Source organism: Saccharothrix tamanrassetensis, from assembly GCF_014203665.1.
Classification (GTDB): domain Bacteria; phylum Actinomycetota; class Actinomycetes; order Mycobacteriales; family Pseudonocardiaceae; genus Actinosynnema; species Actinosynnema tamanrassetense.
In genome coordinates, this window is record NZ_JACHJN010000002.1 from 272,031 (window position 1) to 298,047 (window position 26,017).

The 26,017-nt window shown below is 72.2% G+C and carries 28 protein-coding genes; 17 read left to right on the plus strand and 11 right to left on the minus strand.

The genetic code is table 11. The features are described from left to right. Window positions 1-21: 21 nt before the first annotated feature. Window positions 22-558, plus strand: a complete 537-nt coding sequence (locus tag FHS29_RS06125) for a CGNR zinc finger domain-containing protein (protein WP_312864778.1) — start codon at window positions 22-24, stop codon at window positions 556-558. A 30-nt stretch (window positions 559-588) separates the two neighbouring features. Here the strand turns inward: FHS29_RS06125 and FHS29_RS06130 are convergent, their stop codons facing one another. Continuing rightward, entirely contained in the window at window positions 589-1,794 is a 1,206-nt protein-coding gene (locus tag FHS29_RS06130) for a DUF445 domain-containing protein (RefSeq protein ID WP_184689989.1), read from the minus strand. Window positions 1,795-1,874: 80 nt separating this feature from the next. Between FHS29_RS06130 and FHS29_RS06135 the strand changes: the two genes are divergently transcribed. Further along, the gene (locus FHS29_RS06135; RefSeq protein ID WP_184689101.1) at window positions 1,875-3,047 is read left to right on the plus strand and encodes a pyridoxal phosphate-dependent aminotransferase; all 1,173 of its coding nucleotides are present in this window, start codon (window positions 1,875-1,877) and stop codon (window positions 3,045-3,047) included. On the opposite strand, the gene FHS29_RS06140 is transcribed toward FHS29_RS06135, so the two are convergent. Continuing rightward, on the minus strand, window positions 3,036-4,961 hold the full coding sequence (locus FHS29_RS06140; RefSeq protein ID WP_312864779.1) for an NACHT domain-containing protein: 1,926 nt from the start codon (window positions 4,959-4,961) through the stop codon (window positions 3,036-3,038). The two genes, FHS29_RS06135 and FHS29_RS06140, sit on opposite strands and share 12 nt — an antisense overlap. 55 nt (window positions 4,962-5,016) lie before the next feature. Here FHS29_RS06140 and FHS29_RS06145 point away from each other — a divergent pair, with 55 nt between their 5' ends. Next, window positions 5,017-5,415, plus strand: coding sequence for a TFIIB-type zinc ribbon-containing protein (locus FHS29_RS06145; RefSeq protein ID WP_312864780.1), 399 nt, complete (start codon window positions 5,017-5,019; stop codon window positions 5,413-5,415). Window positions 5,416-6,298: 883 nt separating this feature from the next. Here FHS29_RS06145 and FHS29_RS06150 read toward each other — a convergent pair. Beyond that, window positions 6,299-7,420: a methyltransferase domain-containing protein gene (locus tag FHS29_RS06150; protein ID WP_312864781.1), complete on the minus strand. Its 1,122-nt coding sequence runs from the start codon at window positions 7,418-7,420 to the stop codon at window positions 6,299-6,301. 220 nt (window positions 7,421-7,640) lie between these two features. Here FHS29_RS06150 and FHS29_RS06155 point away from each other — a divergent pair, with 220 nt between their 5' ends. From FHS29_RS06155 to FHS29_RS06175, 5 genes are all read left to right on the plus strand, one after another. Then, window positions 7,641-8,012: a helix-turn-helix domain-containing protein gene (locus FHS29_RS06155; RefSeq protein ID WP_184689994.1), complete on the plus strand. Its 372-nt coding sequence runs from the start codon at window positions 7,641-7,643 to the stop codon at window positions 8,010-8,012. Window positions 8,013-8,017: 5 nt separating this feature from the next. Beyond that, window positions 8,018-8,683 carry a hypothetical protein gene (locus tag FHS29_RS06160; protein ID WP_184689103.1) on the plus strand — a complete coding sequence of 222 codons (666 nt, stop codon included), beginning with the start codon at window positions 8,018-8,020 and terminating at the stop codon, window positions 8,681-8,683. Between the two features lie 107 nt (window positions 8,684-8,790). Further along, window positions 8,791-9,084, plus strand: a complete 294-nt coding sequence (locus FHS29_RS06165; RefSeq protein WP_281391552.1) for a DUF2516 family protein — start codon at window positions 8,791-8,793, stop codon at window positions 9,082-9,084. After that, window positions 9,078-9,740, plus strand: coding sequence for an alpha/beta fold hydrolase (locus FHS29_RS06170; protein WP_312864783.1), 663 nt, complete (start codon window positions 9,078-9,080; stop codon window positions 9,738-9,740). The genes FHS29_RS06165 and FHS29_RS06170 overlap by 7 nt, the downstream gene beginning before the upstream one ends. Window positions 9,741-9,749: 9 nt before the next feature. Then, on the plus strand, window positions 9,750-10,298 hold the full coding sequence (locus FHS29_RS06175) for a type 1 glutamine amidotransferase domain-containing protein (protein WP_184689104.1): 549 nt from the start codon (window positions 9,750-9,752) through the stop codon (window positions 10,296-10,298). 113 nt (window positions 10,299-10,411) lie between these two features. On the opposite strand, the gene FHS29_RS06180 is transcribed toward FHS29_RS06175, so the two are convergent. Beyond that, the gene (locus FHS29_RS06180) at window positions 10,412-11,173 is read right to left on the minus strand and encodes a MerR family transcriptional regulator (protein WP_184689106.1); all 762 of its coding nucleotides are present in this window, start codon (window positions 11,171-11,173) and stop codon (window positions 10,412-10,414) included. A 71-nt stretch (window positions 11,174-11,244) separates the two neighbouring features. Between FHS29_RS06180 and FHS29_RS06185 the strand changes: the two genes are divergently transcribed. Then, window positions 11,245-11,793, plus strand: coding sequence for a YbaK/EbsC family protein (locus FHS29_RS06185; RefSeq protein WP_184689107.1), 549 nt, complete (start codon window positions 11,245-11,247; stop codon window positions 11,791-11,793). Window positions 11,794-11,902: 109 nt separating this feature from the next. On the opposite strand, the gene FHS29_RS06190 is transcribed toward FHS29_RS06185, so the two are convergent. Beyond that, window positions 11,903-12,421 carry a TetR/AcrR family transcriptional regulator gene (locus FHS29_RS06190; protein ID WP_184689109.1) on the minus strand — a complete coding sequence of 173 codons (519 nt, stop codon included), beginning with the start codon at window positions 12,419-12,421 and terminating at the stop codon, window positions 11,903-11,905. Between the two features lie 46 nt (window positions 12,422-12,467). Here FHS29_RS06190 and FHS29_RS06195 point away from each other — a divergent pair, with 46 nt between their 5' ends. Next, a complete protein-coding gene (locus FHS29_RS06195; RefSeq protein ID WP_184689111.1) occupies window positions 12,468-13,871 on the plus strand; it encodes an amidase in 1,404 nt (467 codons plus the stop codon). Here FHS29_RS06195 and FHS29_RS06200 read toward each other — a convergent pair. The 5 genes from FHS29_RS06200 to FHS29_RS06220 are packed head-to-tail and all read right to left on the minus strand — an operon-like array spanning window position 13,840 to window position 17,893. Further along, window positions 13,840-14,910, minus strand: a complete 1,071-nt coding sequence (locus FHS29_RS06200) for an LOG family protein (protein ID WP_184689114.1) — start codon at window positions 14,908-14,910, stop codon at window positions 13,840-13,842. The two genes, FHS29_RS06195 and FHS29_RS06200, sit on opposite strands and share 32 nt — an antisense overlap. A 55-nt stretch (window positions 14,911-14,965) precedes the next feature. Next, on the minus strand, window positions 14,966-15,841 hold the full coding sequence (gene purU, locus FHS29_RS06205; protein ID WP_184689115.1) for a formyltetrahydrofolate deformylase: 876 nt from the start codon (window positions 15,839-15,841) through the stop codon (window positions 14,966-14,968). Between the two features lie 13 nt (window positions 15,842-15,854). Then, window positions 15,855-16,589, minus strand: a complete 735-nt coding sequence (locus FHS29_RS06210; RefSeq protein ID WP_184689118.1) for a maleylpyruvate isomerase family mycothiol-dependent enzyme — start codon at window positions 16,587-16,589, stop codon at window positions 15,855-15,857. Window positions 16,590-16,607: 18 nt separating this feature from the next. Next, window positions 16,608-17,417: a class I SAM-dependent methyltransferase gene (locus FHS29_RS06215; protein WP_184689120.1), complete on the minus strand. Its 810-nt coding sequence runs from the start codon at window positions 17,415-17,417 to the stop codon at window positions 16,608-16,610. Next, window positions 17,396-17,893 (minus strand): DUF2505 domain-containing protein, encoded by a 498-nt coding sequence (locus FHS29_RS06220; RefSeq protein ID WP_184689123.1) that lies wholly within the window; start codon window positions 17,891-17,893, stop codon window positions 17,396-17,398. Before FHS29_RS06220 ends, FHS29_RS06215 begins: the two co-directional genes overlap by 22 nt. Here FHS29_RS06220 and FHS29_RS06225 point away from each other — a divergent pair. Continuing rightward, window positions 17,880-19,013, plus strand: coding sequence for a UDP-N-acetylmuramate dehydrogenase (locus tag FHS29_RS06225; protein ID WP_246439996.1), 1,134 nt, complete (start codon window positions 17,880-17,882; stop codon window positions 19,011-19,013). The two genes, FHS29_RS06220 and FHS29_RS06225, sit on opposite strands and share 14 nt — an antisense overlap. A 267-nt stretch (window positions 19,014-19,280) precedes the next feature. Beyond that, entirely contained in the window at window positions 19,281-20,249 is a 969-nt protein-coding gene (locus tag FHS29_RS06230) for a chymotrypsin family serine protease (RefSeq protein WP_246439998.1), read from the plus strand. 107 nt (window positions 20,250-20,356) lie between these two features. Here the strand turns inward: FHS29_RS06230 and FHS29_RS06235 are convergent, their stop codons facing one another. Further along, complete coding sequence (locus FHS29_RS06235) at window positions 20,357-21,088, minus strand: SDR family NAD(P)-dependent oxidoreductase (RefSeq protein WP_184689128.1); 732 nt, start codon at window positions 21,086-21,088, stop codon at window positions 20,357-20,359. 79 nt (window positions 21,089-21,167) lie between these two features. Between FHS29_RS06235 and FHS29_RS06240 the strand changes: the two genes are divergently transcribed. The 5 genes from FHS29_RS06240 (at window position 21,168) to FHS29_RS06260 (ending at window position 25,869) form a co-directional block, all read left to right on the plus strand. Then, a complete protein-coding gene (locus tag FHS29_RS06240; RefSeq protein WP_184689131.1) occupies window positions 21,168-22,313 on the plus strand; it encodes a L,D-transpeptidase in 1,146 nt (381 codons plus the stop codon). A 69-nt stretch (window positions 22,314-22,382) separates the two neighbouring features. Beyond that, window positions 22,383-23,186 carry an alpha/beta fold hydrolase gene (locus FHS29_RS06245; protein WP_312864784.1) on the plus strand — a complete coding sequence of 268 codons (804 nt, stop codon included), beginning with the start codon at window positions 22,383-22,385 and terminating at the stop codon, window positions 23,184-23,186. Further along, the gene (gene mshA / locus FHS29_RS06250; RefSeq protein ID WP_184689135.1) at window positions 23,183-24,436 is read left to right on the plus strand and encodes a D-inositol-3-phosphate glycosyltransferase; all 1,254 of its coding nucleotides are present in this window, start codon (window positions 23,183-23,185) and stop codon (window positions 24,434-24,436) included. Before FHS29_RS06245 ends, mshA begins: the two co-directional genes overlap by 4 nt. Continuing rightward, complete coding sequence (locus tag FHS29_RS06255; protein WP_184689137.1) at window positions 24,433-24,915, plus strand: type III secretion system chaperone family protein; 483 nt, start codon at window positions 24,433-24,435, stop codon at window positions 24,913-24,915. The genes mshA and FHS29_RS06255 overlap by 4 nt, the downstream gene beginning before the upstream one ends. 93 nt (window positions 24,916-25,008) lie before the next feature. Next, window positions 25,009-25,869 carry a DUF4349 domain-containing protein gene (locus FHS29_RS06260; protein WP_184689139.1) on the plus strand — a complete coding sequence of 287 codons (861 nt, stop codon included), beginning with the start codon at window positions 25,009-25,011 and terminating at the stop codon, window positions 25,867-25,869. Window positions 25,870-26,017 lie beyond the last annotated feature (148 nt).

Consider the following 26,017-nt stretch of genomic DNA (forward strand, 5'->3'; position numbering starts at 1 on the left):
GCCGACGCCTACAGTGGAGGGGTGACTGGTCTGGCGGCCGGCTGGGACCACGCGGCTTTTGCGCAGGGTCGAGCCGGCGATGCGGAACACGATGTGGAGCTGCTGCTCGCTTTCCTGAACACCCGGGACCTCGAACTCGGGACGGACGTCCTGGACAACGCCGCCGCGTGGCGGGCGTGGGTCACCGAACGCGGTCTGGGCGACGCCGGCGACCTGGCGGAGGTCCGTGCCGTCCGCACCTCGCTGCGGGCATCGCTGGGTGAACGGCACGACGGCCACGACCCCACCCCCGCCGCGGGTCTGATCCGGGTCGACCTCAGCCACGGCGTGCCCACCATGGCCAGCGACGACGCGCTGGGCGCGGTGCTGGGCGCGGCGGCCCGGCTGGCGGTGCTCGGGTCGTGGGAGCGGTTCAAGATCTGCCAGGCGGACGGCTGCCTCTGGGCGTTCTTCGACCGTTCCCGCAACCGCTCGCGCATGTGGTGCTCGATGCAGGTGTGCGGGAACCGCGAGAAGGCGCGGAACTTCCGGGAACGGCGCGCGCTCAGCGTGTCCTGAGCGGGGCGTCCCGGAAGGCCCGGGACCGGCTCAGACCACCAACTGGCCGATCGTGTAGATCACCAGGCCCGCCAGGGCTCCCACGACGGTGCCGTTGATCCGGATGAACTGCAGGTCGCGACCGACCTGCAGCTCGATCTTGCGCGAGGTCTCCTCGGCGTCCCAGCGCTCGACGGTGTCCGTGATCAGGGTGGTGATCTCGTCGCGGTAGTTGCCCACGACGTGCCCAGCCGCGCCTTCGAGCCACCCGTCGACCTTGGCGCGCATGGACTCGTCGGACACCAGCCGCTGCCCGAACGACATCAGCCCTTCGCGGATGCGCTTGCGCAGCTCGGACGACGGGTCCTCGGCCGCGGTGAGCAGCATGCCCTTGGCCGTGCCCCACGCCGACCCGATCAGCCGCTGCACGTCCGGGTGGTCGACGACCTGCTGCTTCACCGCCTCGGCGCGTTCCACGGTGGCCGGGTCGTGCTGGAGGTCGGCCGAGAACGAGATCAGGAACTGGTCCACGGCCTGCCGCATCGGGTGCTCGCCGTCGGTCTTCACCGCCCACGCGAAGTTCAGCAGCTCGTTGTAGACCTTGTCGCCCAGCAGCGAGTCCATGAACTTCGGCGACCACACCGGCGACCGCTCGCTGACCAGCCCGACGATCCTGTCGTGGTTGTCCCGCACCCAGTCGTAGGCCCGGTCGCACATCAGGTCCACCAGCTTGTGGTGCGCCCGGTCGGTGAGCACCTGGCCGAGCAGCCTGCCCAGCGGCGGGCCCCACGGCTGGTCGGTCAGCCGGCGCAGCACGGCCTGTTCCACGATGGCCTGCACGTCGTCGTCCCGCAGCACCGTGATGGCGCCCTTGACCACGTTCGACAGCTCGGATGTCACCCGTTCGGCGTGATCCGGCTGGACCAGCCACGCACCGACCCGCTGCGCGATCCCGACCCGCCGCAGCTTGTCCTGCACCACGTCCGCGGACAGGAAGTTGGTGCCGACGAACGAACCCAGCGCGTCCCCGAAGGTGTCCTTGCGGGTCGGAATGATCGCCGTGTGCGGGATCGGCAACCCCAGTGGCCTGCGGAAGAGCGCCGTCACGGCGAACCAGTCGGCCAGCGCGCCGACCATGCCCGCCTCGGCCGCCGCCCGGACGTACCCGATCCACGCCGGCCCACCCTCCTCGAACACGAGCGCGACGACGAAGACCGCCGTCGCGGCCAGGAAGAAGCCCGTGGCGACGAGTTTCATCCGGCGCAGGCCGGTGCGCTTGAGCTGGTCGGCGGCCGTCAGTTGCTCCACGACCACATTGTCCGTGAAGATTCGACCTTGTGCGGGAACCAGCGCTTGTCACCAGGATGCGGCCGTTCACCTCGACGATCTTCGCGGAGATGACCGCGTTGGCGACCCGCACCGGGGCGGTGAACCTCGGGCAGGGCTTCCCGGACACCGACGGACCGGCCGGGATGCTCGCGGTGGCCAAGGAGTCCATCGACGGCGGCCTCAACCAGTACCCGCCGGGCCCCGGGATGCCGGTGCTGCGCGAGGCGATCGCCGAGCACCGCACCCGGTACGGGACGGCCTACGACCCGGACACCGAGATCCTGGTCACAGTGGGTGCCACCGAAGCCATCGCGGCCTCGCTGTTGGGCCTGGTGGAGCCAGGTGACGAGGTGGTGCTGATCGAGCCGTACTACGACTCGTACGCGGCCTCGGTGGCCCTGGCGGGCGCGACCCGGCGCACCGTCGGCCTGGTCGAGGAACCCGGCACCGGACGCCTCGGCCTGGACGTGCAGGCGCTCCGCGACGCCATCGGCACGAAGACCAAGGCCCTCCTGCTCAACACCCCGCACAACCCGACCGGCACCGTGCTCGACCGCGCCGAGCTGGCCGAGATCGCCCGGCTGTGCGTCCAGCACGACGTGATCGCCATCACCGACGAGGTCTACGAGCACCTGGTGTTCGACGACCTGGAGCACATCCCGCTGGCGACGCTGCCCGGCATGGCCGAGCGGACCGTCACCATCTCCAGCGCGGGCAAGACGTTCAACTGCACCGGCTGGAAGATCGGCTGGGTCTGCGCGCCCGCCGGACTGGTGGGTGCGGTCCGGGCGGCCAAGCAGTTCCTGACGTTCGTGGGCGGCGCACCGTTCCAGCCCGCTGTGGCGTACGCGCTGCGCAACGAACTGCCGTGGGTGGACGAACTGCGGGCGTCGTTGCAGAACAAGCGCTCACGGCTCGCCGAGGGCCTCACCGAGGCAGGTTTCGCCGTGCGCCCGAGCGAGGGCACGTACTTCATCACCGCCGACGTCCGTCCGCTGGGCTTCACCGACGGCGCGCAACTGTGCCGTGAGCTGCCCGAACGCATCGGCGTGGCGGGAGTGCCGGTCCAGGTGTTCACCGACCACCCGGAGCAGTGGCAGCACCTGGTGCGGTTCGCGTTCTGCAAGAAGGACGAGGTCCTGGACGAGGCGATCCGCCGGCTGCGCGCGCTAAGCGTCTGACCGGACCGGCGGCCGGGCGCCCGCGAGCCGCTCCTGCACCAGCACGTGCCGGAACTGGTAGCAGGCGCCGGCCTGCCGAAGCACGCCGAGCTTGCGCGCGTCGTCCAGGAACACCATCAGCTCCCACGGCAGCCTGCCCCGCAGCGCCAGCCACACCCGTGCCACGGTGAACCACCACCACCGCAGGTGCAGCACGGACAGCGTGAACCCCAGCATCAGCCCACAGGCCAGCCCCAGGCCCACCATGCCGGTCTGGTTCGGCCCGAACACCAGCCCGGCCGCCGCGCCGAACACCACGGCCAGCACCAACGACCCGGTCCACACCGCGATGCGGTCCCGCGCCATCGTCCACTTGGGACTGGACGGGTGCGTCAACTCGGCGCTGCTGCCCAACGCGAAGCCCAACGCGACCGCCACGGCCAACCCGAGCCCGACCACCAACCCGGCCGAAAGGCCGTACAGGGCACCGAAGACCAGTCCGATGGCCATCCCGAGCACACCGCTGACCACGACCAGACTGCGCCAGATCCCGAGCCGCGGCTTGAGTTCCCGCCGCCCGGACGCGTACAGCGCCGCCACCGCGACCGCCAGCCCGGCGGCCAGCCCGGTGACCGGCGCGAGCTTGGGCGTGCTGGCGTAGACCATCAGCCACCCCACCCCGAGCCCGCCGATCGACCCGAGCACCACCGCGCCCAACACCGCCAACCACAGCTTGCCGACCGACCGCCGCAACTCCCACCAGGCCAGATCGGTGATGTCACGGGCCCGCATCTCAGCCGCCAGGAACGTCAACCACCTGGTGGCCTTGTCCCGGGGCCACACCTGGCTGGCCCGCGCCTGGTGCGCCGCGCCCCGATCCCCGAAAGCCCCCGCGACCAGCGCGTCCACCAGGTGGCACTCGATCGACTGCCGATCCGGGAACCGGCCCCGGTCGAGCAGCTCGCTCGGCTCGCCGTACGCGTAGACGACCCCGGCCAACCACACCGCGAGCGGCGTGGACAGGGCGTCGGCCAGCCGCCCGTCCGGCTCGGCACGCAGGTGGAGGAAGATCGGCTCCCACCGCGCGGCCGTCACCGGATCGGCGTGCGCCCGGAGATAGCCGGCGATCTCCTCGTGGTCCAGCGGGTGCAACTGGACGACATCCGCCCCCGCCACGTCGACCCCGGTCTCGTGGAACTCGTCGACCCGGCTCGTGAGCACCAACGGCACCGACACCGGGAACGCCCGGTTGATCCGCTCCAACGCCTGCGCCCGCTTGCCGGCCGGGATGCGGTCGAGCCCGTCCAGGATCGGGAACACCCGGCGCTGCTCGACCAGCAGGTCGCCGGCGTAGCTGCCGTACAGCTCGGTGTTGCGCAACGCCGGGTGCTCCTCGTAGAGGCGGCGCGTCATCCAGGTCCGGACGTCCTCGGCATCGGGATCCCAGGTGGACAGGGAGAGGAGGAACGGCACGGGGCCGCCCGTGAAGCGGTCGAGCAGCCCGATGGTGAGCAGCATGGCGATGGTGCTCTTACCCGCCCCGGCTTCCCCGACGAACACCAGCCGGGACTGCCGCTCGAACGCCCCGACCACGGCGTCACTGCGTCCGGGGCGGCCGTTCAGCGAACTCCAGTGCAGGTCGAGGATGTCCTCCCCGAGCCCGCGGTCGCGGCATTCCTCGGTCCACTGGGAGTGGAGGGCGACGGCGAGCGCCCGCGCCGCGGCGTCGAGGTTGTCGTCGGTGGCCAACCCGGCGGCCTTCCGCCGGTGCAACCAGGGGTCCACGGCGGCGAGGAACGCCAGGAACCCGACCGCGAGCCCGGACAACCACAGGTCGGGTTCGATGCCGTAGTCGGTGACGAACAACCCGGCCGCCGCGAGCAGGGCGGCCAGGACACACCCCACGAGCACGGCGCGCTGACGAAATCGGGACACGAGGGCATAATGACCCACCGGTCACTACAGGTGGTGAAGCGGTCACCCTCGTGTCGTGCGTACTCTCGGGTATGTGATCTGCCCCAAGTGCCAGGACCTCATGCGCACCATCACGCGCGGAGCCGTCCACATCGAGCAGTGCGACAACTGCAAGGGCGTCTTCCTGGACGGCGGCGAACTGGAACAGATCGTCGCAGCCGAACGCGAGCACTACGCGACCCCACCCCCGCCATACCCGGACCAGGCACCCCAGAGCCCCGCCGGTTCCCCGCCGCCCTACCAGCCCCCGCCCGGCACAGCGCCGCCCCCACTACAACCGGGCCACGCACCGGCCCCGTTGCCACCGGGCCACGCACCTCCCGCCTACCCGCCCGGTTACCCGCCTGGCTACTACGACCAGGGGTATTACGGGCAGCGGCGAAAGCGCAGTTTCCTCGAAGAACTGCTCGACTAGCCACGGGCACTTCAGGCGCACCCAGGCCTTTCGCCGCTGAAGCAGCCTTCGCGCAAAACGCCCCGCCACACACCCGCGCTACGCGCCCTCCTGCGGTGCGCGCCACACGCCCCTCCCTGCGGTGCGCAGCGCACTCACCGGGCCCCGCGCCACGCGCACCCTGCGGTCTGGCTGCGCACTCTGCGATCCGGCTGCGCGCCCGCGCACACCTCTACCTACGGCCTGCGCGCCACGCGCACACCTGCGGTCCGGCTGCGCGCCAGCGCACACCTCTGCCCCTGCGTGTCATCCCCGTATGGCCTGCGCGTCAGCGAACCGCATGCGTCAAGGGCAGATCGAACCCGCGACCACCGCACACGCTTCACGATCTGCCCTTGACGCATGTGGTTGTCTCCGACCAGGCCATACGGGGAGGACACGCAGACCAACGCCCTCCAAAGCTCGAAGAGCTTTGCAGGGCTCTTGTGGAGATCCTTGGCGGTCTGCCCGTCCGGCGAGGACGCTTTTCAAGCCCGTAGACCCCAAGCCACTGAAACCACCCCGAGGCCACGCTTCGCAAGCGTCCCCTCGAAGTGAACGCCCCCGACACACACCCAACCACGGGGGTACGACAATCCCGGCGCTCGAAGCTGAGAACAGGCCTGCAACGGCAACCCGCCCGCAACGCTGACACCGCAGCTCGACTGACACCGCACCGCACCGCACCGCACAGCACCGCACAGCACCGCGACCGCACCGCACCGCACCGCGACCGCACCGCATCGACCGCACCGCACAGCACCGCGACCGCACCGCACCGCGACCGCACCGCATCGATCGCACCGCACCCAGCCACGACGCCCCAGCAACAACTCCCCGCGAAGAGGCCCCCGCTACACCAACCTCAAAGCGGCCAAGTCAAAGGCGTGTTGTCCAGCGCAAAATACTGCGACTCCGCCGTAGCAGTGAACGTGAAGTGGTGCCGACGAGGCTTGCCCAACGTCTTCCACTCCCGATGAGCCTCCTCGACCAACGTCCACAAAGCCCGAGGCCCGCCCTGGTCCACCACCGCTCCGCGATGCCGGACCCAGGACCCGTCCGGATGCACCAACCGCACCGGATCGGTTCCCACCGCCACCCCCGACAACACCAACCCCGCGAAGAACTCGAACCCGGAAGCCGGGTAGATCACCGCCCGAGCCGGCAGCAACGTGGTCCCGCTGCTGACCGCAACCGCATCCAGCGCCCGGTCCAGAGCCGCCGCAGCCCAACCCTGACTGTGAGCCCGCAAAGGCATGAACCGCCCGTCCTCCAACATCACCCGCCCCGTGGCCACCCCCTCGCGCACGACCAACCGGACCAGCCCGGCCCCGACCGCACGGTTGAACGTCGTCACGATCGACCCGCCCGGCTCGACCTGCCGCAACCACTCCGCAGGAATACGCGACACCGCGCAGGTCCCGAGGATCCGCGAGTAGGGCGCCCGAGGCGCATACCCCCGCTCGCCATCCCCGGCCACACAAACGGGATGAAACCCGGCAGCGTCGAGCAGCGCGGCGGCACGCGCGTGCACGCCGGCGTCCACGTCGATCGAAGTGACCGCGGGCGACCCCAGCGCGTGGCTCAGCAACGCCGCGTTGTAGCCGGTCCCGGTGCCGATCTCCAGCACCGTCTGCCCACGGGAGACGTCCAGCGCCTCCAGCATGATCGCCATGATCGTCGGCATGCTCGACGAACTCGTGGGCACCCCACTCACCGAACCCACCGCGAGTGCTTGCTCCCAAGCCGCGTCCGACCCGTTCAACTGGGTCACGCACACCTGGTTCCGGTAGACCAGCGCCAGGTGGTCCGGGTGCTCGGACGTAATCGGCACCCACCGGCCGTCCGGCTCCTGCACGAAGAAGCCGGGCAGGAACACATGTCGGGGGACCTCGCGAAACGCCCGCACCCAACGTGGATCCGCGAGGACTCCCGCTGTGAGCAGCGAGTCCACCATCTCCGCGCGGAGGTCGTCGGCCTGGTCCACCGGTTCACCGTAGCGCTGTGGGCGAGCCCACGCCCCGGTCGCTAGCTAAGCGCTTGCAGGAGCTAGCACTCGCGCGTACCGTCGAAGGCGGAACGAGGAGGTGCCGCTTCAGGTGGACGACGTGGACAGCCCGGTCGACGCTCCAGCCGAACAGTCGACCGCCGACCCGGCCGGCAACCCGACCGGCAAGCCGGGCGGCAAGCCCGCGGACAAGAAGTCCATCGACCAGGCCGTCGCCGATCTCGGGCGGGACATCGGCGAGTACATCCGCCAGCAGCGCAACACCGCCAAGATCTCGCTCCGCCAACTGGCGAAGCTCGCCGGGGTGTCCAACCCCTACCTCAGCCAGATCGAACGGGGCCTGCGCAAGCCCAGCGCCGAGATCCTCCAGCAGATCGCCAAGGGCCTGCGGATCTCGGCCGAGGCGCTGTACCTCGAAGCCGGGATCCTGGAGCAGCGCGAAGGCGGCGCGCTGGCCGACGCCATCGTCACCGCCCCGAACCTGACCGAGCGGCAGAAGCAGGTGCTGCTCGACGTCTACGAGTCGTTCCGGCGGGAGAACGCCGCCAACCAACCCAAGCCCGAGGAGTGATCTCCATGCCGAACCTGCCCACCACCGAGGAACTGCGCAAGGCGGGCGAGCAGGCCGTCGCCGCCGCGCGCACGCCGCTGCTGGCCGCCCTGGGCGCCGGCGACCTGGCCGCGAAGGCCGTGGTCGAGGCGCTGGGCAAGGCCAAGGAGCGCGCCGAGGCCGCGAAGTCCGCCGCCGAGTCGGCCGACCTCAAGGACCTGCGCGAGAAGTTCGACCCGGCCGAGCTGCGCAAGGTCGTGGACGCGTACACCCAGTCCGCGCTCAACCTCTACCAGTTCCTCGCCGAGCACGGCCAGGAAGCGCTGGCCAAGCTCAAGTCCCAGCCGCAGGTCCAGAAGGCCCTGTCCCAGGTCGAGGACGCCGTGGAGACCGCGCAGAAGAACGCCGAGGCCGCCGCGAACGACGCCCGCGACCTCGCCGACGACGTGCTCGGCAAGGTGTCCCGCCGCACCCGTTCGGTCGGCGAGAAGGTCGCCGACGACCTGGACGACACCAGCGAGAAGCTCGCCGAGGCCGTCGTGGAGACCGGCGGCGAGGTCGCGCACGAGGTGCGCAGCACGTCCCGCAAGGCCGCGGACCGCACCGCGTCCGCGCGCAGCACGACCTCCGCGCGCAAGCCCGCCGCCCCCCGCTCCACCACGGCGAAGAAGTCGGACGACACCACCAAGTGAGCGCACCGTCACGGGGCGTCCCGTCCGGGGCGTCCCGTTTCGGCTATCCCCTGGGCGCGGTCCGCACGTAGGCTGGGGGCGTGTTCTTCAGATTTCCACCCGCCGACCTGCTCTACCTCGACGTGTGGGTCATGTTCCTGGCGTACTACGTCGGGCTGATCCTGGGTGTCTTCGCGTTCGCCCACGCCGTGTCGCAGCGGGCGGACGCCTACACCGCGGCCGAGCGGTTGACCAAGCCCGCCTGGCTGGGCATCACCGGCGGTGGCACGTTCGCCCTGCTGCTGTTCAGCCTCAACGGTCCGGGCGCGATGTTCTGGCTGGCCGGCCTGGTCGCGGTGCTGGTCTACGTGGTCGACGTCCGCCCCCGGCTGATCGAGGTGCAGCGCGGCCCGCGGTGGTGACCTACCGGAGCCACGGCTCCGGCGCGCCGGTCACGCTGGTCGGCCACGGCCTGGGCGCGACGCCCGGCGAGGCCCGCCTGCCCGCGTCCGGCCTGCCCGGCACGAAGGTCGTGGTCACCCTCCCGTCGCACGGCGACGCCCCGGACGCGCCGGCCGGGTACTGGGACTACCGGCGCATCGCCGCCGACCTGCGCGCGGTCGCCCGTGAAGTGGGCGCCACCCAGGCCGTCGGCGTCTCCCTGACCTCCGGCGCGCTGCTCTCCCTGCTGGCCGACGAGCCGGACGCGTTCGACAAGGTCGCCCTCCTGCTGCCCGCCGTGCTGGACGAACCCCGACAACTGCTCGCCCGCGAGTACGCGATCACGGTCGTCGGCGGCCCGCCCGAGTACCTGGAGGAACGACGGCAGGCGTTCCGGAGGCTCGACCAGGCCCTGGCCGAACTGCCCGGCCAAGTCGCCGTCGCCGACCGCTCGCTGTTGGGAGCGGTCCCGATCCCGGTGCTGGTGGTCGGCGCCACCCGCGACCCGCTGCACCCCGAGGAGATCGCCAAGGCCACCGCCGGCGCGTTCCCGAACGGCCGGCTGGAGCTGGTGCCGTCGTGGCTGACCCACCGGGGTGACGTGCGCGGGTGGTTGGGCGATTTCCTGCGCGGGTAACCGAACCGCATGGCCGAACAGAAGAAGATCGCATTCCTGGTCGACACGGAAGGGATCGAGCAGGTCGAGCTGACCGACCCCTGGCAGCACGTCGAGAAGGCGGGTGCGGTGCCGAGGCTGGTCGCACCGAAACTCGGCCGGGTCCAGGGCTTCAACCACCTCACCCCGGCGGACACCTTCCCGGTGGACCTGCCGTTCGCGGAGGCCGACCCGAACGACTACGACGGCATCGTGATCCCCGGCGGTGTCGCCAACGCCGACTTCCTGCGGATGGACCGCGACGCGGTGGCGTTCGTGCAGGCCTTCGTCGGCGAGGGCAAGCCGGTCGCGTCGATCTGCCACGGCCCGTGGCTGCTGGTGGAGGCGAACGTGGTGCGCGGCAAGATGCTCACCTCGTTCCCCAGCCTGGCCACCGACATCCGCAACGCCGGCGGGCAGTGGGACGACCTGGAGGTCCAGGTCTGCGACATGAACGGCTGGACGCTCGTCACCAGCCGGAACCCCGACGACCTCCCCGCGTTCAACCGCGAAGCCCTCAAGGCGTTCGGACTCGCCTGAACCACCGCGAACGGACAACCGCCTGAACCGCCGCGAACGGACGACCGCCGCGAACGGCACGTGGGCCTCGCGAACGGTGACACCTGCGGGGATGTGCACCTCCCCGCAGGCGGCTAGAGCCGAGCCCGGGCGTACGCGGCGATCGCGTCACGCACCCACTCGGCCAACCCCTCGGCGTGGGCGTCGAACTGGACCTTGAAGTCCGGCGCGTCGACGTACAGCTGACCCAAGCCCGTGTAGGACTCCCGGTTCGGCGTCCAGCTGAGGCAGATCCACCGGTAGTGCCGGTCGGTCACCTCCAGCGCCTCCGGCGCGTCGGCCGCGACACCGGCGTCGAACAGCTCGCCGTACGCCTTCGCGACGGCCCGCCACTCCGCCATGAACTTGTCGGCGTCCTCGCGCTTCCAGTCCTGCATCCGACGCTTGCCGTCGTCGATGTGCTGTTGCGTGCAGTCGCCATAGCGCTCCACCAGCTCCGCCTCGTAGCGGGCCTGGCGGTCCGCGTCGAAGCCGTCGAACAGCTCTTCCATCTTCATGTTGTGCTCACCCCCTTCCAACTCCCGGATCGTCTTGGCGACGGTCTCGGCCAGCAGCCCCAACCGCTCCTGTTCCGCGTGCAACCACTGCTGGTGGTTGCGCAGCACGTCCACCGTGCGGTGGCGGCCGTCGAGCACCTCGGACACCGTTTCCAGGTTCAGCCCGAGGTCGCGCAGCAGGAGGATCTGTTGGAGCCGCAGCAACTGCTCGCGCTCGTAGTACCGGTAGCCGTTGCTGCCGACCCACGCCGGTGCGAGCAGTCCGATCGAGTCGTAGTGCCGCAACGTCCGCGAAGTCACCTTCGACATCCGCGCGACCTCTGCGATCGACCAGGCCATGACCTGTCACCTCCCCCGCACCGACGACGGTAGAGGTTGACGCAGCGTCAACGTCAAGCCGAGCCGGCAGGATGGTCGGCGTGTGGACCATCGCAGGAACCCTGACCCCCGTGCCCGCCCTCGACCGGCCTGACCTCCTGGCCGACCCCGTGGTCGCCGCGCTGCGGGCGATGGCCGACGCGGACCGCCTCGCGGTCAGCGAGATCGACCCCACGCTCGCGGACACGGCCGAGTTCTGCGCGCACTACGGCTCACCGCTCGACGCCTCCGCGAACTGCGTCATCGTGGCGGGCAAGCGCGGCGACACCGTCCGGTACGCGGCGTGCGTAGTGCTCGCCACGACGAGGGCCGACGTGAACGGCGTGGTGCGCCGCCGGCTGGACGCGCGGCGGGCGTCGTTCGCGCCGATGGACGACGCGGTGGCGCTGACCGGCATGGAGTACGGCGGCATCACGCCCGTCGGGCTGCCCGCCGACTGGCCGGTGCTGCTCTCGCCCGAGGTCGCCGCCGCGCCCGAACTGGTCGTCGGCAGCGGCATCCGGGGCAGCAAGCTGCTGGTGCCCGGCGAGGTGCTGGCGAAGCTGCCCGGCGCCGAGGTGGTGGAGGGCCTGGCCCGCTGACCCGCCGGCCGGCCGACCCGTCCCGCCGGCCGACACCTCGCCAACCCCGCCAACCCGCCGATCCACCAGCCCGTTCCGCCAACCCGCTGACCCGCCAACCCGCCGGTCGTCAGCCTGCCGGCCCCGCCGGCCCCGCCAGTCCGCCCGACAGCACCTCGCGCGCCTGGTCCGGCGTGAGGTGCCCGATCAGCACCTGCGTGGTGAGGCCGTCGGCCAGCGCCAGCAAGGTGCGGGCCTTCAACGGGTCGCCGAGCAGCCGGCTGAACATCGCCTGGAGGTCGGCGTAGCTCGCCCGCAGCACCGGAGCGAGGTGCGGGCTCACCACGGCCTGCGCGACGAACGCCAGCCACACCTTCGCCTCGGCGCGTTCCGGCAGGGCGATGGCCCGCACCGCCTCGGCGGGGCTGTCGCCCACCCGGCCGAGGATGCGCCTGCCCACCTCCTCCAGCGCGAACTTCAGCATCTCGTCCTTGGTGCGGAAGCACCGCTGCACCGCGCCGAGTGACACGTCCGCGCGGGCCGCGACGTCGCGCATGGTCACGCCTTCCAAGCCGCGCTCGTCGGCCAGCAGGCACACCGCGTCCGCGATCACCCTGCGCCTGCCGTCCTGGTCCACCGCTCTTGGCACCCCCGGAGTCTATGCGATACGTTCGTATCGGAATCGGGGGTGCGGGATGTGGGAGTGGACGGCCGTCGACCAGGCGGCGGCGATGCGGTCGGGCGAGGTCTCGGCGGTGGAGCTGGTGCGGGCGCACCTGGACCGCATCGCGGAGGTGAACCCGCGGCTCAACGCGGTGACGCAGCTGCTGGCGGAGCAGGCCGTGGCGCAGGCGGGGGAACTGGACCGCAGGCGCGCGGCCGGCGAGGACGTCGGTCCGCTCGCGGGCGTGCCGTTCACCGTCAAGGAGAGCATCGCCGTGCGGGGGGTGCCGACCACGCACGGCGCGTTGCGGCTCAAGGACTTCGTGGCGGTGGCCGACGCACCGCCGGTCGCCAGGCTGCGGGCGGCGGGCGCGATACCGGTCGGGCACTCCAACATGCCGACGCTCACGCTCGCCGGGATGCACACCCGCAGCGAGCTGTTCGGCGACACCCTCAACCCGTGGGACGCCGGCGTCACGCCCGGTGGCTCCAGCGGCGGTGACGGCGTCGCGGTGGCCACCGGCATGGCCGCGCTGGGGCTGGGCAACGACTCCGGCGGCTCGGTGCGCATCCCGGCGTCGTTCTGCGGCGTCACGGCGCTCAAGCCGACCTACGGCCGGTTCGCCGCCGACCACCGGCTGCGCCCGGAGGACGAGCCGCCGCTGGGCTCGCAGCTGTTCGTGGTGGACGGGCCGCTGGCGCGCACGGTCGCCGACCTGCGGGCGTCGTTCGAGGTGCTCGCCGGCACGTCGCCGCGCGACCCGCGCGCGGTGCCCGTCCCGTTGCGCGGCGAACCGGTCCCGCACCGGGTCGCGGTGGTCGCCGATCCCGGCGGCCGGGGCGTGCACCCGACCGTGCGGGCGGCGGTGGAACGGGCCGCCGGCGCGCTGTCCGACGCCGGGTACGAGGTGGTCGAGGTGCCCGACGTGCCGGTGCTGGACGAGGCGCTCTCGGCGTACGGGCACCTGCTGATGACCGAGTTCACCCCCGCCTGGCCGGTGGTCCGCACGCTGCTCGGCGAGGGCGGCCACCGGTACATCGAGATGTCGATGGCGAAGGCGCGTCCGGTGGACCTCGGCGGGTACCTGCGGCTCACCGGCGTGGTGTTGGCCGTGAAGCGGGCGTGGGCGGAGTTCCTGGACCGGTACCCGCTGCTGCTCGGGCCGGTGTTCACCGAGCCGCCGGTGGAGCCGGGCGTCGAGTCCCGCGACACCGCCGGGCACGAGCTGGTGGGCAACGCGATGCGGCTGTGCACCGCGACCAGCTTCGCCGGGCTGCCCGCCGTGGCGGTGCCGACCGGCCTGGCCGACGGGCTGCCCACCGGCGTGCAGCTGATCGGCCGCGCCTACCGGGAGGACGTGTGCCTGGACGCGGCGGCGGCGGTGGAGCAGCGGCTCGGCGTGCTCACGCCGGTGCGTACGCCCGCAGGAAGCTGACGGCCTCGGCCACGTCGTCGGTCACCAGGATCCAGCGCTCGGCCTCCCGGCCGCGGGCGAGCCGCCGCACCAGCGGCGCGACGGGCACCTCGTGCACCCAGAAGTCCTCGCCCAGGAACACCATCGGCGCGGCCGGGCCGACCGAGCCGTAGTGGTTCTGGGTGTAGTCCTGGAACACCTCCTGCACGGTGCCCGCGCTGCCCGGCGTGTAGACGATGCCGCCGGTCGCGACCGTGAGCAGGCCCTCCTCGCGCACCGAGTTGGCGAAGTACTTGGCGTGCGCCTCGCACGCGGGGTTCGGCGGCTCGTGGCCGTAGAACCAGGTCGGGATGCCGATCGTGCGCGGCCGGTCGAACGCCGGCAGGTCCGCCGGGAACGCCGCGAGCCACCGCCCGATGGACTCCGCGTCACCGCCGAACCTCGGCGCCCGGGCCAGGTCGCGCAGCACCCCGGCGTCCTCGCCGACCCGCACCCCCAGCGGCACGGCCTCCATCGCGCCCGGCCCGCCGCCGGTCAGCACGGTGAACCCGGCCGCGCCCAGCGCCGCGCCCAACCGGACCGCGCGCCGGTAGCCCTCCGTGTCGCGGCCCAGCGCGTGCCCGCCCATCACCGCGACCGGCGAGCCCTCCAACGCCTCGTCCAGGGCTTCGGTGACGGCGTGGTCGTGCAGGCGCTCGGCGAGGGCGTGCAGCGGGTCCGGGTGGTGGCCCTGCTGCTTGCTGTGCCGGTAGATGCGGGCGTCCGGGGTGTCGGCGTAGGACTCGGGTCGGGCCGGGTCGAAGCCGGCGAACAGCTCGGCAGGCGTGTAGAGGGCCGACCGGTACACCGAGTACGGCACGTCCGGGATGTTCGGGAACACCAGCGCGCCCGCCGCGTCCGCCCGCCGCTGCACCGAGGGCGACAGCACGCACCCCAGGAACAACGCCCCGTCCAGCGGAACCCGCAGGTCCTCGCCGCTCAGGTCCATCCCCACGAGGACCGCGCCCCGCAGGTGGGCGGCGGCGCGGACCTGCTCCGGATCCTTGTACTCGGTGCGCACGCGCGCAGCCTACGGCTCCCGGTGCGCCACCGATCGGACGACTCGGCCGGCCCGGCTAGAAGATGACGGTCTGGTTGCCGTGCACCAGGACCCGGTCCTCCAGGTGCCAGCGCAGACCGCGCGCCAGCACCACCTTCTCGATGTCCCGCCCCTTGCGCACCATGTCGGGGATCGAGTCGGTGTGGTCCACCCGGATCACGTCCTGCTCGATGATCGGGCCTTGGTCCAGCTCGGCGGTCACGTAGTGGCAGGTGGCGCCGACCAGCTTCACGCCCCGGCCGTGCGCCTGGTGGTACGGCCGGGCGCCGACGAACGACGGCAGGAAGCTGTGGTGGATGTTCAGCGCCCGCCCCGCCCAGTCCGCGCACAGCTCGGTCGGCAGGATCTGCATGAACCGCGCCAGCACCACGGCGTGCGGCCGGTGCACGTCCACCAGCTGCCGCAGCTGGGCGAACGCCGCCTGCCTGCCCTCGGGGTCGTTCGCCGGGAACGGCACGTGGTGGAACGGGATGCCGTGCGCCCGGGTGATGCCCGCCAGGTCGGAGTGGTTGCCGATCACCGCCGACACGTCCACGTCCAGCTCGTGCGAGGCGACCCGCCCCAGCAGGTCGTACAGGCAGTGCCCCTCCTTGGACACCAGCAGCACCACGCGCCGGCGCTCGCCGGTGTCGGTGACCCGCCAGTTGGCGTTCGCGCCCAGCTCGCGGGCGATCCGGCCGAACCGCTCGCGCAGCTCCGCCACGCCGAACGGCAGCGAGTCCGCGCGCACCTCCTGGCGGGTGAAGAACCAGTTGGTCGTCGGGTCCGTGTGGTAGGCCGCCTCGATGATCCAGCCGCCGTGCTCGGCCAGGAACGAGGAGATCCTGGCCACGATGCCGGTGCGGTCCGGGCAGCCGAAGGTGATCACGTAGCGTCGTTCGGGCTGAGGCACGGTTCAGCAGTATCTACGGTCGGGGCAGCGCGTCGAGCAGCGACCTGTCGCCGGTCACGATCGCGCCGCTGGGCCGGCCCCACGCCACCCGGTAGAGCGCGTCGGCGGTGCCCGCGACCGCGGTGTCCCCGTCGGTCGCCGCGTCGGTGATCGGGCCCGCCACCGGAGCCTCGCCGGGCGCGACGCGCAGCTCCCACGCCCGGCCCGCGTCGGCGGCGTGGAACAGCAGCCGGCCCTCCCGTTCGATCGGGCTGCGCCGAGCGGCCCGCACCAGCAGCCGGGTCAGGTACTCGTCCACGCCGTCGGCCGCGAACTCGGAGTCGAACAGCAGGGTCGGCACCTCGGGGCCGTGCAGGGCGTGCTCGACGTCCAGCCGGTGGACGGCGGTCTCGTGGGCCAGCCGGCGCGCCCAGAAACCGACCGTCTTCGGCCCGGCGAACGTCCACGCCGGCGTGTCCGGGTCGGCCTCGGCCAGCACGTGGTCCAGCTCGGTGAACCGGTCGTCCCACCACGCCAGCAGGTCCTCCCAGCCCTCCGGGCGGGGCTCGGCGTGCGGGCGCTCGCCGTCGGCCGGGGTGCGCAGGGCGGCCAGTCCCCAGGAGTAGGCGCCCGCCAGGTGGCGCACCAGCTCGTGCACGTTCCAGCCGGGGCAGGTGGGCACCGGCGCCTCCGGCCCGGCGGCGGTCGCGGCGGCGCGCAGCGCCAGGTACTGGGCGCGCGCGTGGGTGAGGAAGTCCTGGTGTTCCACCCCTTCGACCTTAGAGGGTCAGCGCGGCCGGACGGACTCCCAAGGCACGGTCACCTCGCCCAGCCGCCACCGCTTCCGGCCGTCCAGCACCGGCCAGCCGCGCCGGGCCAGCAGGGTGATCGTCTCCACCCAGCGGGCGCGCGGTCCGAACGGGGCGAACGTGGCGGCGGTGGCCCAGCACGCGTCGAGTTCGGTGAGCAGGGCGTGCACGCGCTCGCCGGGCACGTTGCGGTGGATCAACGCCTTGGGCAGCCGTTCGGCGAGGTCGCCCGGAGTCTCCAGGTCGGCGGGCAGGCAGGAGAAGGTGAACGTCCGCGGACCGTCCGCGGTGAGCGCGACCCACGAGCAGCGCCGGCCGATCTCGTCGCACGTGCCTTCCACCAGCACGCCGCCGGGCGCGAGGCGGCCGAGCATGGTCGCCCACGCTTCCGCCGCCTGTTCCTCGGTGTACTGGCGGAGCACGTTGAACGCGCGCAGCAGCAGCGGACGGCGTCCGGCGAGTTCGAAACCGCCGCGCCGGAACTCCAGCCGGGGAGGGTCGGCCGCTGCTTCACCCGCCGCGACGCGTTCGGCGTCCAGCTCCAGCCCGAGCACGCGCAGCTCCGGGTTGAGCGGGCGCAGCCGGGCCGCCAGCTCGACCGTGGTCACCGGGGAGGAGCCGTAGCCCAGGTCGACCACCAAGGGGTCGTCGGATCGTTCGACGAGCGCGCGGTAGGTGTGGTGGACCCACCGGTCGACCCGGCGGAGGCGGTTCGGGTTGGTCGTTCCCCTGGTCGGCAGGCCGAGCGCACGGGCCCGGCCCGCGGCTAGGCGCGGCGGGCGAGCCATTCGGTGGTGAACTCGGCTTCCTTGTCCAGCAGCAGGGCCACCTGCTCGGCGATCAGCGACTCCAGCTTGCCGCCGATCAGCGGGATACCCACCTTGACCTGACCCACGAGGGTGAGTTCGCTGCCGTTCCCGGCCACGTCGGCCAGCGTGATCGTGCCGTCCAGCCGCCCCGGCACGCCGTTCAGGGTCACCTCGACGGTCCCGGTGTGCCCGGCCTCGGTCCACGACTCGGCGCGGTCGATCACCAGGTCGCCGCCCAGCACCCCGCGCGCCACCGAAGGCAGCTTGTCGGCGGGCACACCTTGCTTGAGCTGGTACGACGTCGTCGCGTCGGTCCGGGTGAACGCCACCAGCGCGGCGTCACTGCCGCCCAGGACGTCCAGTCGGTCGCGCAGGTAGGTCTCGTCCACCAGGGCGGCGTACACGTCCGACGCGGGCCAGCGGGACGTCGTCAGGTGCTCGATGCGGCGTGCCATGGCGCGGAGGCTACCGTTGACGGCCGTGACCACCCCGCTGTCCAGTGCCCAGGTGCGCGTCCGCGTGCCGCTCGCCGAGCGCACCACGCTGCGGCTCGGTGGCCCGGCGGCGCGGTTCGTGCGCGCGGCCACGGCTGCCGAGCTGGTCGAAGCCGTGCGCGCGCTCGACGCGTCCGGCGAGCCCGTGCTGCTGCTCGGTGGCGGATCGAACCTGGTGATCTCCGATGCGGGCTTCGCGGGGACCGTCGTGCAGGTCGGCACCCAGGGGCGCCGCCTGGACCCGCTGGGGGACGGGCTGGTGCAGCTCACCGTGGAGGCGGGCGAGGACTGGGACTCCGTCGTCGCCGAGGCCGTGTCGCAGGGGCTGGGCGGGCTGGAGTGCCTGTCCGGCGTCCCGGGGCTGGTCGGCGCCACGCCCGTGCAGAACGTCGGGGCCTACGGCGTGGAGATCTCGCAGGTCCTGACGTCGGTCGACCTGCTGGACCGCCGTACCGGGCGGGTGCACCAGCTGCCGGCCGAGTCGCTGGGGTTGGCCTACCGGACGAGTGTGCTCAAGGGCACCGACCAGGCGGTCGTGCTGCGGGCGCGGTTCGCGCTGACGTCGGGCGGTCAGTCCGCGCCCATCCGGTACGCCGAGCTGGCTCGCGTCCTGGGGGTTCCGCAGGGGGCCCGGGTGCCTGCCGACGCGGCCCGCAAGGCGGTGCTGGAGTTGCGGCGCGGCAAGGGGATGGTGCTCGACGCGGCCGACCACGACACGTGGAGCGCGGGGTCGTTCTTCACCAACCCGCTGCTGGACGACTCGACGCTGGCCGGCGTGCTGATCCGGATCGCCGAGCGGCTGGGCCGCCACATCGAGGTGCCGACCTACCCGGCGGGTGCCGGGCACCACAAGCTCTCCGCGGCCTGGCTGATCGAACGGGCCGGGTTCACCAAGGGGCATCGCGGTGCGGGCGGCCGGGTCGGGCTGTCGAGCAAGCACACGCTGGCCCTGACCAACCGCGGCGGGGCGTCCACCCAGGACCTGCTCGACCTGGCCCGTGAGGTCCGCGACGGCGTGCGGACGGCCTTCGGCGTGGAACTCCACCCCGAACCGGTGCTGGTGGGCTGCGACCTGTCGTGAGCCCGCGTCCCGTGACGGATAGCGCGCCGATCCCGTTGTGCGGCAAGGCACTCGTGCGCTCGGCAACCTGAGCATCCGGCTCGACGCCGCACTGCTCGAAGGGGACGCCGAGTTCACCACCGTCGACCACGCCTGCGCGCCGGCGGCGTGCCGGGAAGCGGTGCGTTCGGGAAGCGATGGGGGAAACGGCAGAACGGCCGAACGGCCGAACGGGTGACTGCGTGTGACGAATTCTGACTCCTCGCGTTTCATGGAGGTCAGAGGTAGTTGGAGGTCGTCATGGCGGGCGACGGGCGGGACGCGGTCAGGCCGATCAAGCGGCTGGTCGAGGACGACTTCCTTAGCCGGCCCGGTGTGGTCGGGGTGGACATAGGCGAGAAGGTCGTCGGCGGTCGGCCGGTCGGTGTGCCGGCGATCGTGGTCTACGTGCGCCGAAAAGGACGGGCCGCGCAGTTCACGATTCCGCCGGACGTCCTCGGCGTGCCCACCGACGTCGTGGAGGACGCGTTCCTCCCGCACCACACGCTGGCGTCCCCGGAGGGCGTGAGCGGCGCGGAGCGGCACGAGCTGCTGATCGGCGGCATCGGGGTCGGGCCGAGCCGGGCGGTGCGGTTCGTCCCGCCGGACGTCGCCGAAGCGGACGACTACCTGGTGGCGGGGACGCTGGGCGCGTTGCTCAGGCCGCGCGGCAGGCGGCGGACGATGGCGCTGACCTCGTTCCACGTGGCCTGCGTGGACGACGCCTGGGCGGTCGGCGATCCGATGGTGCACCCGTCCCGAGTCGACGGTGGGCACCCGTACCGGGACCAGATCGGGGTGTTGGCGCGGGCCGCGTTGTCCGCGACCGTGGACGCGGCGGCGATCCTGCTCACCACACCGCGCTGGCGCCCCGAGGTGGTCGGGGTCGGTCCTGTTGCGGGGCAGGGGAAAGCGCACGTGGGGCAACGGGTGCGCAAGCGCGGGCGGACGACGGCGCTGACCGAGGGCGTGGTCGCGTCGACCGACGCCGCGATCAGGTTGGACTTCGGGGTGGGGCTGGGCGTGCGGACGCTGCGGGACCAGATCCGGGTGGAGGGTGCGTTCGCCGACCACGGCGACTCGGGGGCCGTGCTGCTGGACGACGACAACCGCGTGGTGGGTCTGTACTGCGGCGGCAGCAGGCACCGCGGGTTCGCCAACCCCATCGCCGCCGTGCTCGACCAGCTCGACGTGGATCTGCTGTCGGTGGAGCCGTGACCCACATCGGACTGGCCCCGACCCGACCGGCTCGGGTACGCCGAGCAGCTACGCGGACGCCTCCGATGAGGACGTGGCCGTCCTGGCGAAGAACCCGGGAGCAGCGCTCAGTCCCGGTGCACCCGCGTCGCGGACGCCTGGGCGCGGGGCTTGAGCACGATGGAGTCCAGATTCACGTGCGACGGCCTGGTCACCGCGAACGCGATCACGTCGGCCACGTCGTCCGCGGTCAGCGGGGTCACGCCCGCGTAGACGGCCGCCGCCCGCTCGGCGTCGCCCTCGAAGCGGTTGACCGAGAAGTCGGTCTCCACCATCCCCGGCAGCACCTCGGTCACCCGCACGGGCTGCCCCAGCAGCTCACCCCGCAGCGTGCGGTGCAGGGCGGACTGGGCGTGCTTGGCGGAGGTGTAGCCCGAGCCGTTGTCGTACGCCTCGTACGCGGCCACCGACGTCACGGTCACGATGTGGCCGTCGCCGGACGCGATCAGCGCGGGCAGCAGGCCCTTGGTGACGCGCAGCGTGCCGAGGACGTTGGTCTCCCACATCCACCGCCAGTCGTCCTCGTCGGCGGACGCCACCGGGTCCAGGCCGCGTGCGCCGCCGGCGTTGTTGACCAGTACCCGCACGTCGGGGACCGCTCCGACGAGCGCGTCGACCGACGAGGCGGAGGTCACGTCCAGCTCGACCGCCGTGCCGCCGATGTCATCCGCGATAGTCTTGAGCAGGTCGAGCCGCCGGGCGGCCAGCACGACGTGGAAGCCTTCGGCGGCGAGCCTGCGGGCGGTGGCCTCACCGATTCCCGCGCTGGCTCCGGTGACGACTGCGATAGGACGGGTCACAGCGGTGATCCTAGGTGTGTGTTGCGGATCACTCGCACCGAAAGCCCCCGTGCACGTCCTTCGTTCGGGAGGTCGAACAGTGCGCAAGAAACTCACGGCCCTGCTGCTGGGTGTGGTGGTCCTCGCCGGCTGCTCCGCCCAGGTGGCACCGGGCGACGCCAAGCCCGAGGGCGGCGACAAGCCGCCGGTGGCGAAGTTCACCACCGTCCCCGCCGACGGCGCGACCGAGGTGCCGGTCAACGTGCCGGTCCAGGTCAGCGTCGCCGAGGGCACGATCGACCAGGTCACGCTGGCGAACCCGGAGGGGGAGCCGGTGGAGGGCAAGCTCGGCCCGGACAAGAAGACCTGGGCCAGCGCCGAGCCGCTCGGCTTCGGCAAGAGCTACACCTACGCGGGCCAGGCCACCGGCACCGACGGCAGGAAGGTCGAGCTCAAGGGCGCGTTCACCACGCTCAACGCCGCCTCGCAGGTGCGTGCCACGCTGTTCCCCGGCGACGACCAGACGGTCGGCGTCGCGATCCCGATCATGGTCCGGTTCGAGGCGGACGTGGCCGACCGGGCCAGTGCGGAGAAGGCGCTGACCGTGACCAACTCGGCCAACGTCAAGGGCAGCTGGGCCTGGCTGAACTCCCGCGAGGTGCACTACCGGCCCGAGACGTACTGGCCGGCGAACACGAAGGTGCACGTCGAGGCCAAGCTCTACGGCGTCCCCTACGGCGGCGGCGCGTACGGCAAGGCCGATGTGACCAGCGACTTCACCATCGGCCGCAACCAGGTCGTGAAGATCGACACCCCGTCGCACCAGCTCGTGGTGCAGCGCGACGGCGCGACCGTGGCGACCTACCCGGCGTCGTTCGGCAAGGACGCCGACGCGGAGCTGACCACCCCGAACGGCACGTTCGTGGTGATGCAGAAGGACCCGCAGTTCAGCTTCGACAACCCGCGCTACGGCTACACCAACGTGCTGAAGAAGTGGGCCGTCCGGTTCTCCAACCACGGCGAGTTCATCCACGAGAACAACGACAACGCGGCCAACATCGGCCGGAACAACACCTCGCACGGCTGCGCGAACCTGCTGGAGGCCGACGCCAAGGCGTACTACGACAGCGCCCTGGTGGGCGACCCGGTGGAGGTCACCGGCTCGATCACCACGCTGCCCGCGCAGTACGACTGGTACGACTGGCAGATCCCGTGGTCGCAGTGGCAGACGATGTCCGCGCTCTGACCCGGACCGGTGTTGTGATGTGCGCATACATCGGGAAGTGATGAGTCGGCGCGCGCGTTGTGAATGGGCGTGCTGACTTCTCTCCTCACCGCCGAGGGCGTGCGGCTGTCCGTCCGCGAGGCGGGGCCCGCGCACGGCCCGGCCGTGGTGCTGGTGCACGGCTGGGCGCAGTCCGGGGAGGCGTGGTCGCACCAGCTCGCGGACCCGGCCTTCCACGCGCACGCGGTCGACCTGCGGGGCCACGGCGAGTCGGAGGTGCCGGACACCGGCTACCGGGACTCCGCGACGTGGGCCGACGACCTGCGCACCGTGCTCGACCACACCGGTCCGGCGGTGCTGGTCGGCTGGTCCTACGGCGGCCTGGTGATCGCCGACTACCTGCGCGCGCACGGCACGTCCGAGGTGGACGGCCTGGTGCTGGTGGGCGCGATCACCGAGATCGGCCGCGACCGGCCGGGTGGGCGCAGCGGCCGGGTGATGCGCGAGGCGCTGCCCGCCGCGCTGTCCGAGGACCCGGCGGTGGCCGTGCCGGCGCTGCACCGGTTCTGCGTCGAGCAGGCGCCCGGTCTGCCCGGTGACGCGGTGCAGCGCCTGCTGGGCACCGCGCTGCGGGTGCCGTCACGGGTGCGCGGCGAGCTGTTCCGGCGGGACGTGGGCAGCGCCGAGGTGCTCGAGGCGGTGGACAAGCCGACACTGGTGGTGCACGGGACCGCCGACGAGGTGGTCGACCCGGCCGCCGGCGAGTACGCGGCGGCCACCATCCCCGGAGCCGAGTTGCGCTGGTACGAGGGCATCGGGCACACGCCGTTCCTGGAGCGCCCCGAGCGGTTCGCCGCGGACCTGGCCGCGTTCGTCGCGGAGGTCGGCCGGTGAAGCGGGTCGCGGTGCTGTCCGTGCACACCTCGCCGCTGGAGCAGCCCGGCACGGGCGACGCGGGCGGCATGAACGTCTACATCGTGCAGACCGCCACCCGGATGGCGCGGCGCGGCATCGAGGTGGAGATCTTCACCCGCGCCACCTCCTCCGAGCTGCCGCCGGTCGCCGAACTCGCGCCGGGCGTGAAGGTGCGGCACGTGGTGGCCGGGCCGTTCGAGGGCCTGGGCAAGGAGGAGCTGCCGGGCCAGCTGTGCGCGTTCACCGCGGGCGTGCTGCGGGCCGAGGCACGGCACGAGCCGGGCCACTACGACGTGGTGCACTCGCACTACTGGCTGTCCGGCCAGGTCGGCTGGCTGGCGCGGGAACGCTGGGCGGTGCCGCTGGTGCACACCGCGCACACGCTGGCCAAGGTGAAGAACGCGAACCTCGCCTCGTGCGACCTGCCGGAGCCCCGGATGCGGCTGATCGGCGAGGAGCAGGTGGCCGCGGAGGCCGACCGGCTGGTGGCGAACACCGAGGTCGAGGCGGAAGAGCTGATCAAGCTGTACGACGCGGACCCGGCGAAGGTGATGGTCGTGCCGCCGGGCGTGGACCTGGACCGGTTCACCCCGGGCGACCGGGGCGCCGCGCGGTCCGCGCTCGGGTTGCGCCCGGACGCCGTGGTGCTCGCGTTCGTGGGGCGCATCCAGCCGCTGAAGGCCCCGGACGTGCTGGTGCGGGCCGCCGCCGAGCTGCTGTTCCACGCGCCGCGGCTGCGCGATCGGCTGGTGGTGATGATCGTCGGCGGACCGTCCGGCTCCGGGGTGAAGACGCCCGCCGAGCTGAAGCGGCTGGCCGCCGAGCTGGGCATCGCGGACGTGGTGCGGTTCCTGCCGCCGCAGGGCGGCGAGGCGCTGGCCGAGGTGTACCGGGCGGCCGACGTGGTCGCCGTGCCCAGCTACAACGAGTCGTTCGGGCTGGTGGCGCTGGAGGCGCAGGCGTGCGGCACACCGGTGGTCGCGGCGGCGGTCGGCGGGCTGCCGGTGGCCGTCCGGGACGGCGTGTCGGGCCTGCTGGTCGAAGGGCACGAGGCCGGCCCGTGGGCGCGCGCGCTGGAGTCCCTCGTGCTGCACCGCGCGTACCGGGAGGAGTTGGCCGCCAACGCGGTCGGGCACGCCCGCCGGTTCTCCTGGGAGCGCACGACTGATTCACTGCTGGCGGGGTACGCCCAGGCACGGGACGTGTTCCGCGAGGAGGTTTTCGCTTGAGCGTGGACGAGGTCGTCGGGTCCGCTCTGGACGAACGGGAGCTGGTTTACCAGCACCCGGAGCCGGGGAAGTTCTTCGTGACGCTGCCGGGCACGAAGAAGCTGCAGACCAACTGCTGGCTGGTGGCCGGCCGGCACGCGCTGGTGGTGGAGGCGTTCGTGTGCCGCAAGCCGGACGAGGCGCACCAGGACGTGTACCGGTTCTTGTTGCGGCGCAACGCGAAGCTCTACGGCGTGCACTACACGTTGGACGCTCGTGGCGACATCTACCTGGTGGGTCGGATCGCCCTGCACGCCGTGACGGCGGATGAGCTGGACCGCGTCCTGGGACAGGTCGTCGAAGCGGCCGACGGGGACTTCAACACGCTGCTGGAGATCGGGTTCAAGGGAGCGATCCGGCGCGAGTGGGACTGGCGGGTCTCGCGCGGGGAGTCGCTGGCCAACCTGAAGGCGTTCCAGCACCTGGTGTCCGAGTCCTGAGAACGCGCCCGGTGTCCTAATCGTGATCGTCGCCGGGCAACTGGCCCCCTGCCGAGGTCCGTCCCACGGGGGACGCGACCACAGGAGGGGACCATGGGCAGACGGGCGGGATTCGCGATAGCGGCGCTGGCGTTGCTGGCGTTGGCCGGGTGTTCGTCGAGTGACGGCGGCGGTGATTCCCAGGCGGCCGTCGCGCCGCAGGCCGAGCAGGCCACGCCGGGCCGTGCGGGCGCGCAGACCAAGAGCCCGCCGGGGGCGCAGCAGGAGAACACGGCGGCCGAGTCGGTCGCGCAGAACCGGCAGCTGATCCGCACCGCGTCGGTGGAGCTGCGCACGCCCGACGTCACGACCGTGTTGGCGAAGGTCAAGGAACTGGCCATCGCGGAGGGCGGGTTCCCGGCGCAGGAGAACGCCACCAAGAACCACGGCACGGTGACCTTGCGGGTGCCCGGGGACCGGCTCGACGCGGTGCTCAAGTCGTTGACCGAGCTGTCCGGCGTGGACGTGGCGCGGCGCGAGGTGCGCACCGAGGACGTGACCGAGCAGGTGGTGGACGTCGAGGCGCGGCTGGCGAACCAGCGGGCCAGTGTGGAGCGGGTGCGCGGGCTGCTGGAGCGGGCCTCCACCACCTCGGAGATCACCCAGATCGAGTCCGAGCTGACCAAGCGGCAGTCCGAGCTGGAGTCGCTCCAGCGGCGCTACGACTCGCTCAAGGGACAGGTCGCCATGTCGACGTTGACCGTGACCGTGCGGTCCTCGGGCACCACGCCCGGCGTGCCGGAGGAGGAGAACTTCCTGACCGCGCTGGCGGGCGGCTGGGACGCGCTGGTGGGCGCGGTGGCGTGGTTGCTCGTCGTGATCGGAGCGGCTCTGCCGTTCGCCCTGGTGCTCGGCACGCCGCTGATCGGGTACCTCGTGTGGCGGCGTCGGCGGCGGGCCGCGGTCACGCCCTGATACCCGGACGAGGCGGGCTGCCGGGCGAAGAGCTACCGGGAGTGACAGCGCGCGGGAGCGCGGGGCGGCTTGGGAGAGAGGGGGAGTCACGAGCTCAAGCCGCCCCACGTCAGTTCCCCGCTGCTGGTGGATCCGGGCGGGGGGAGCC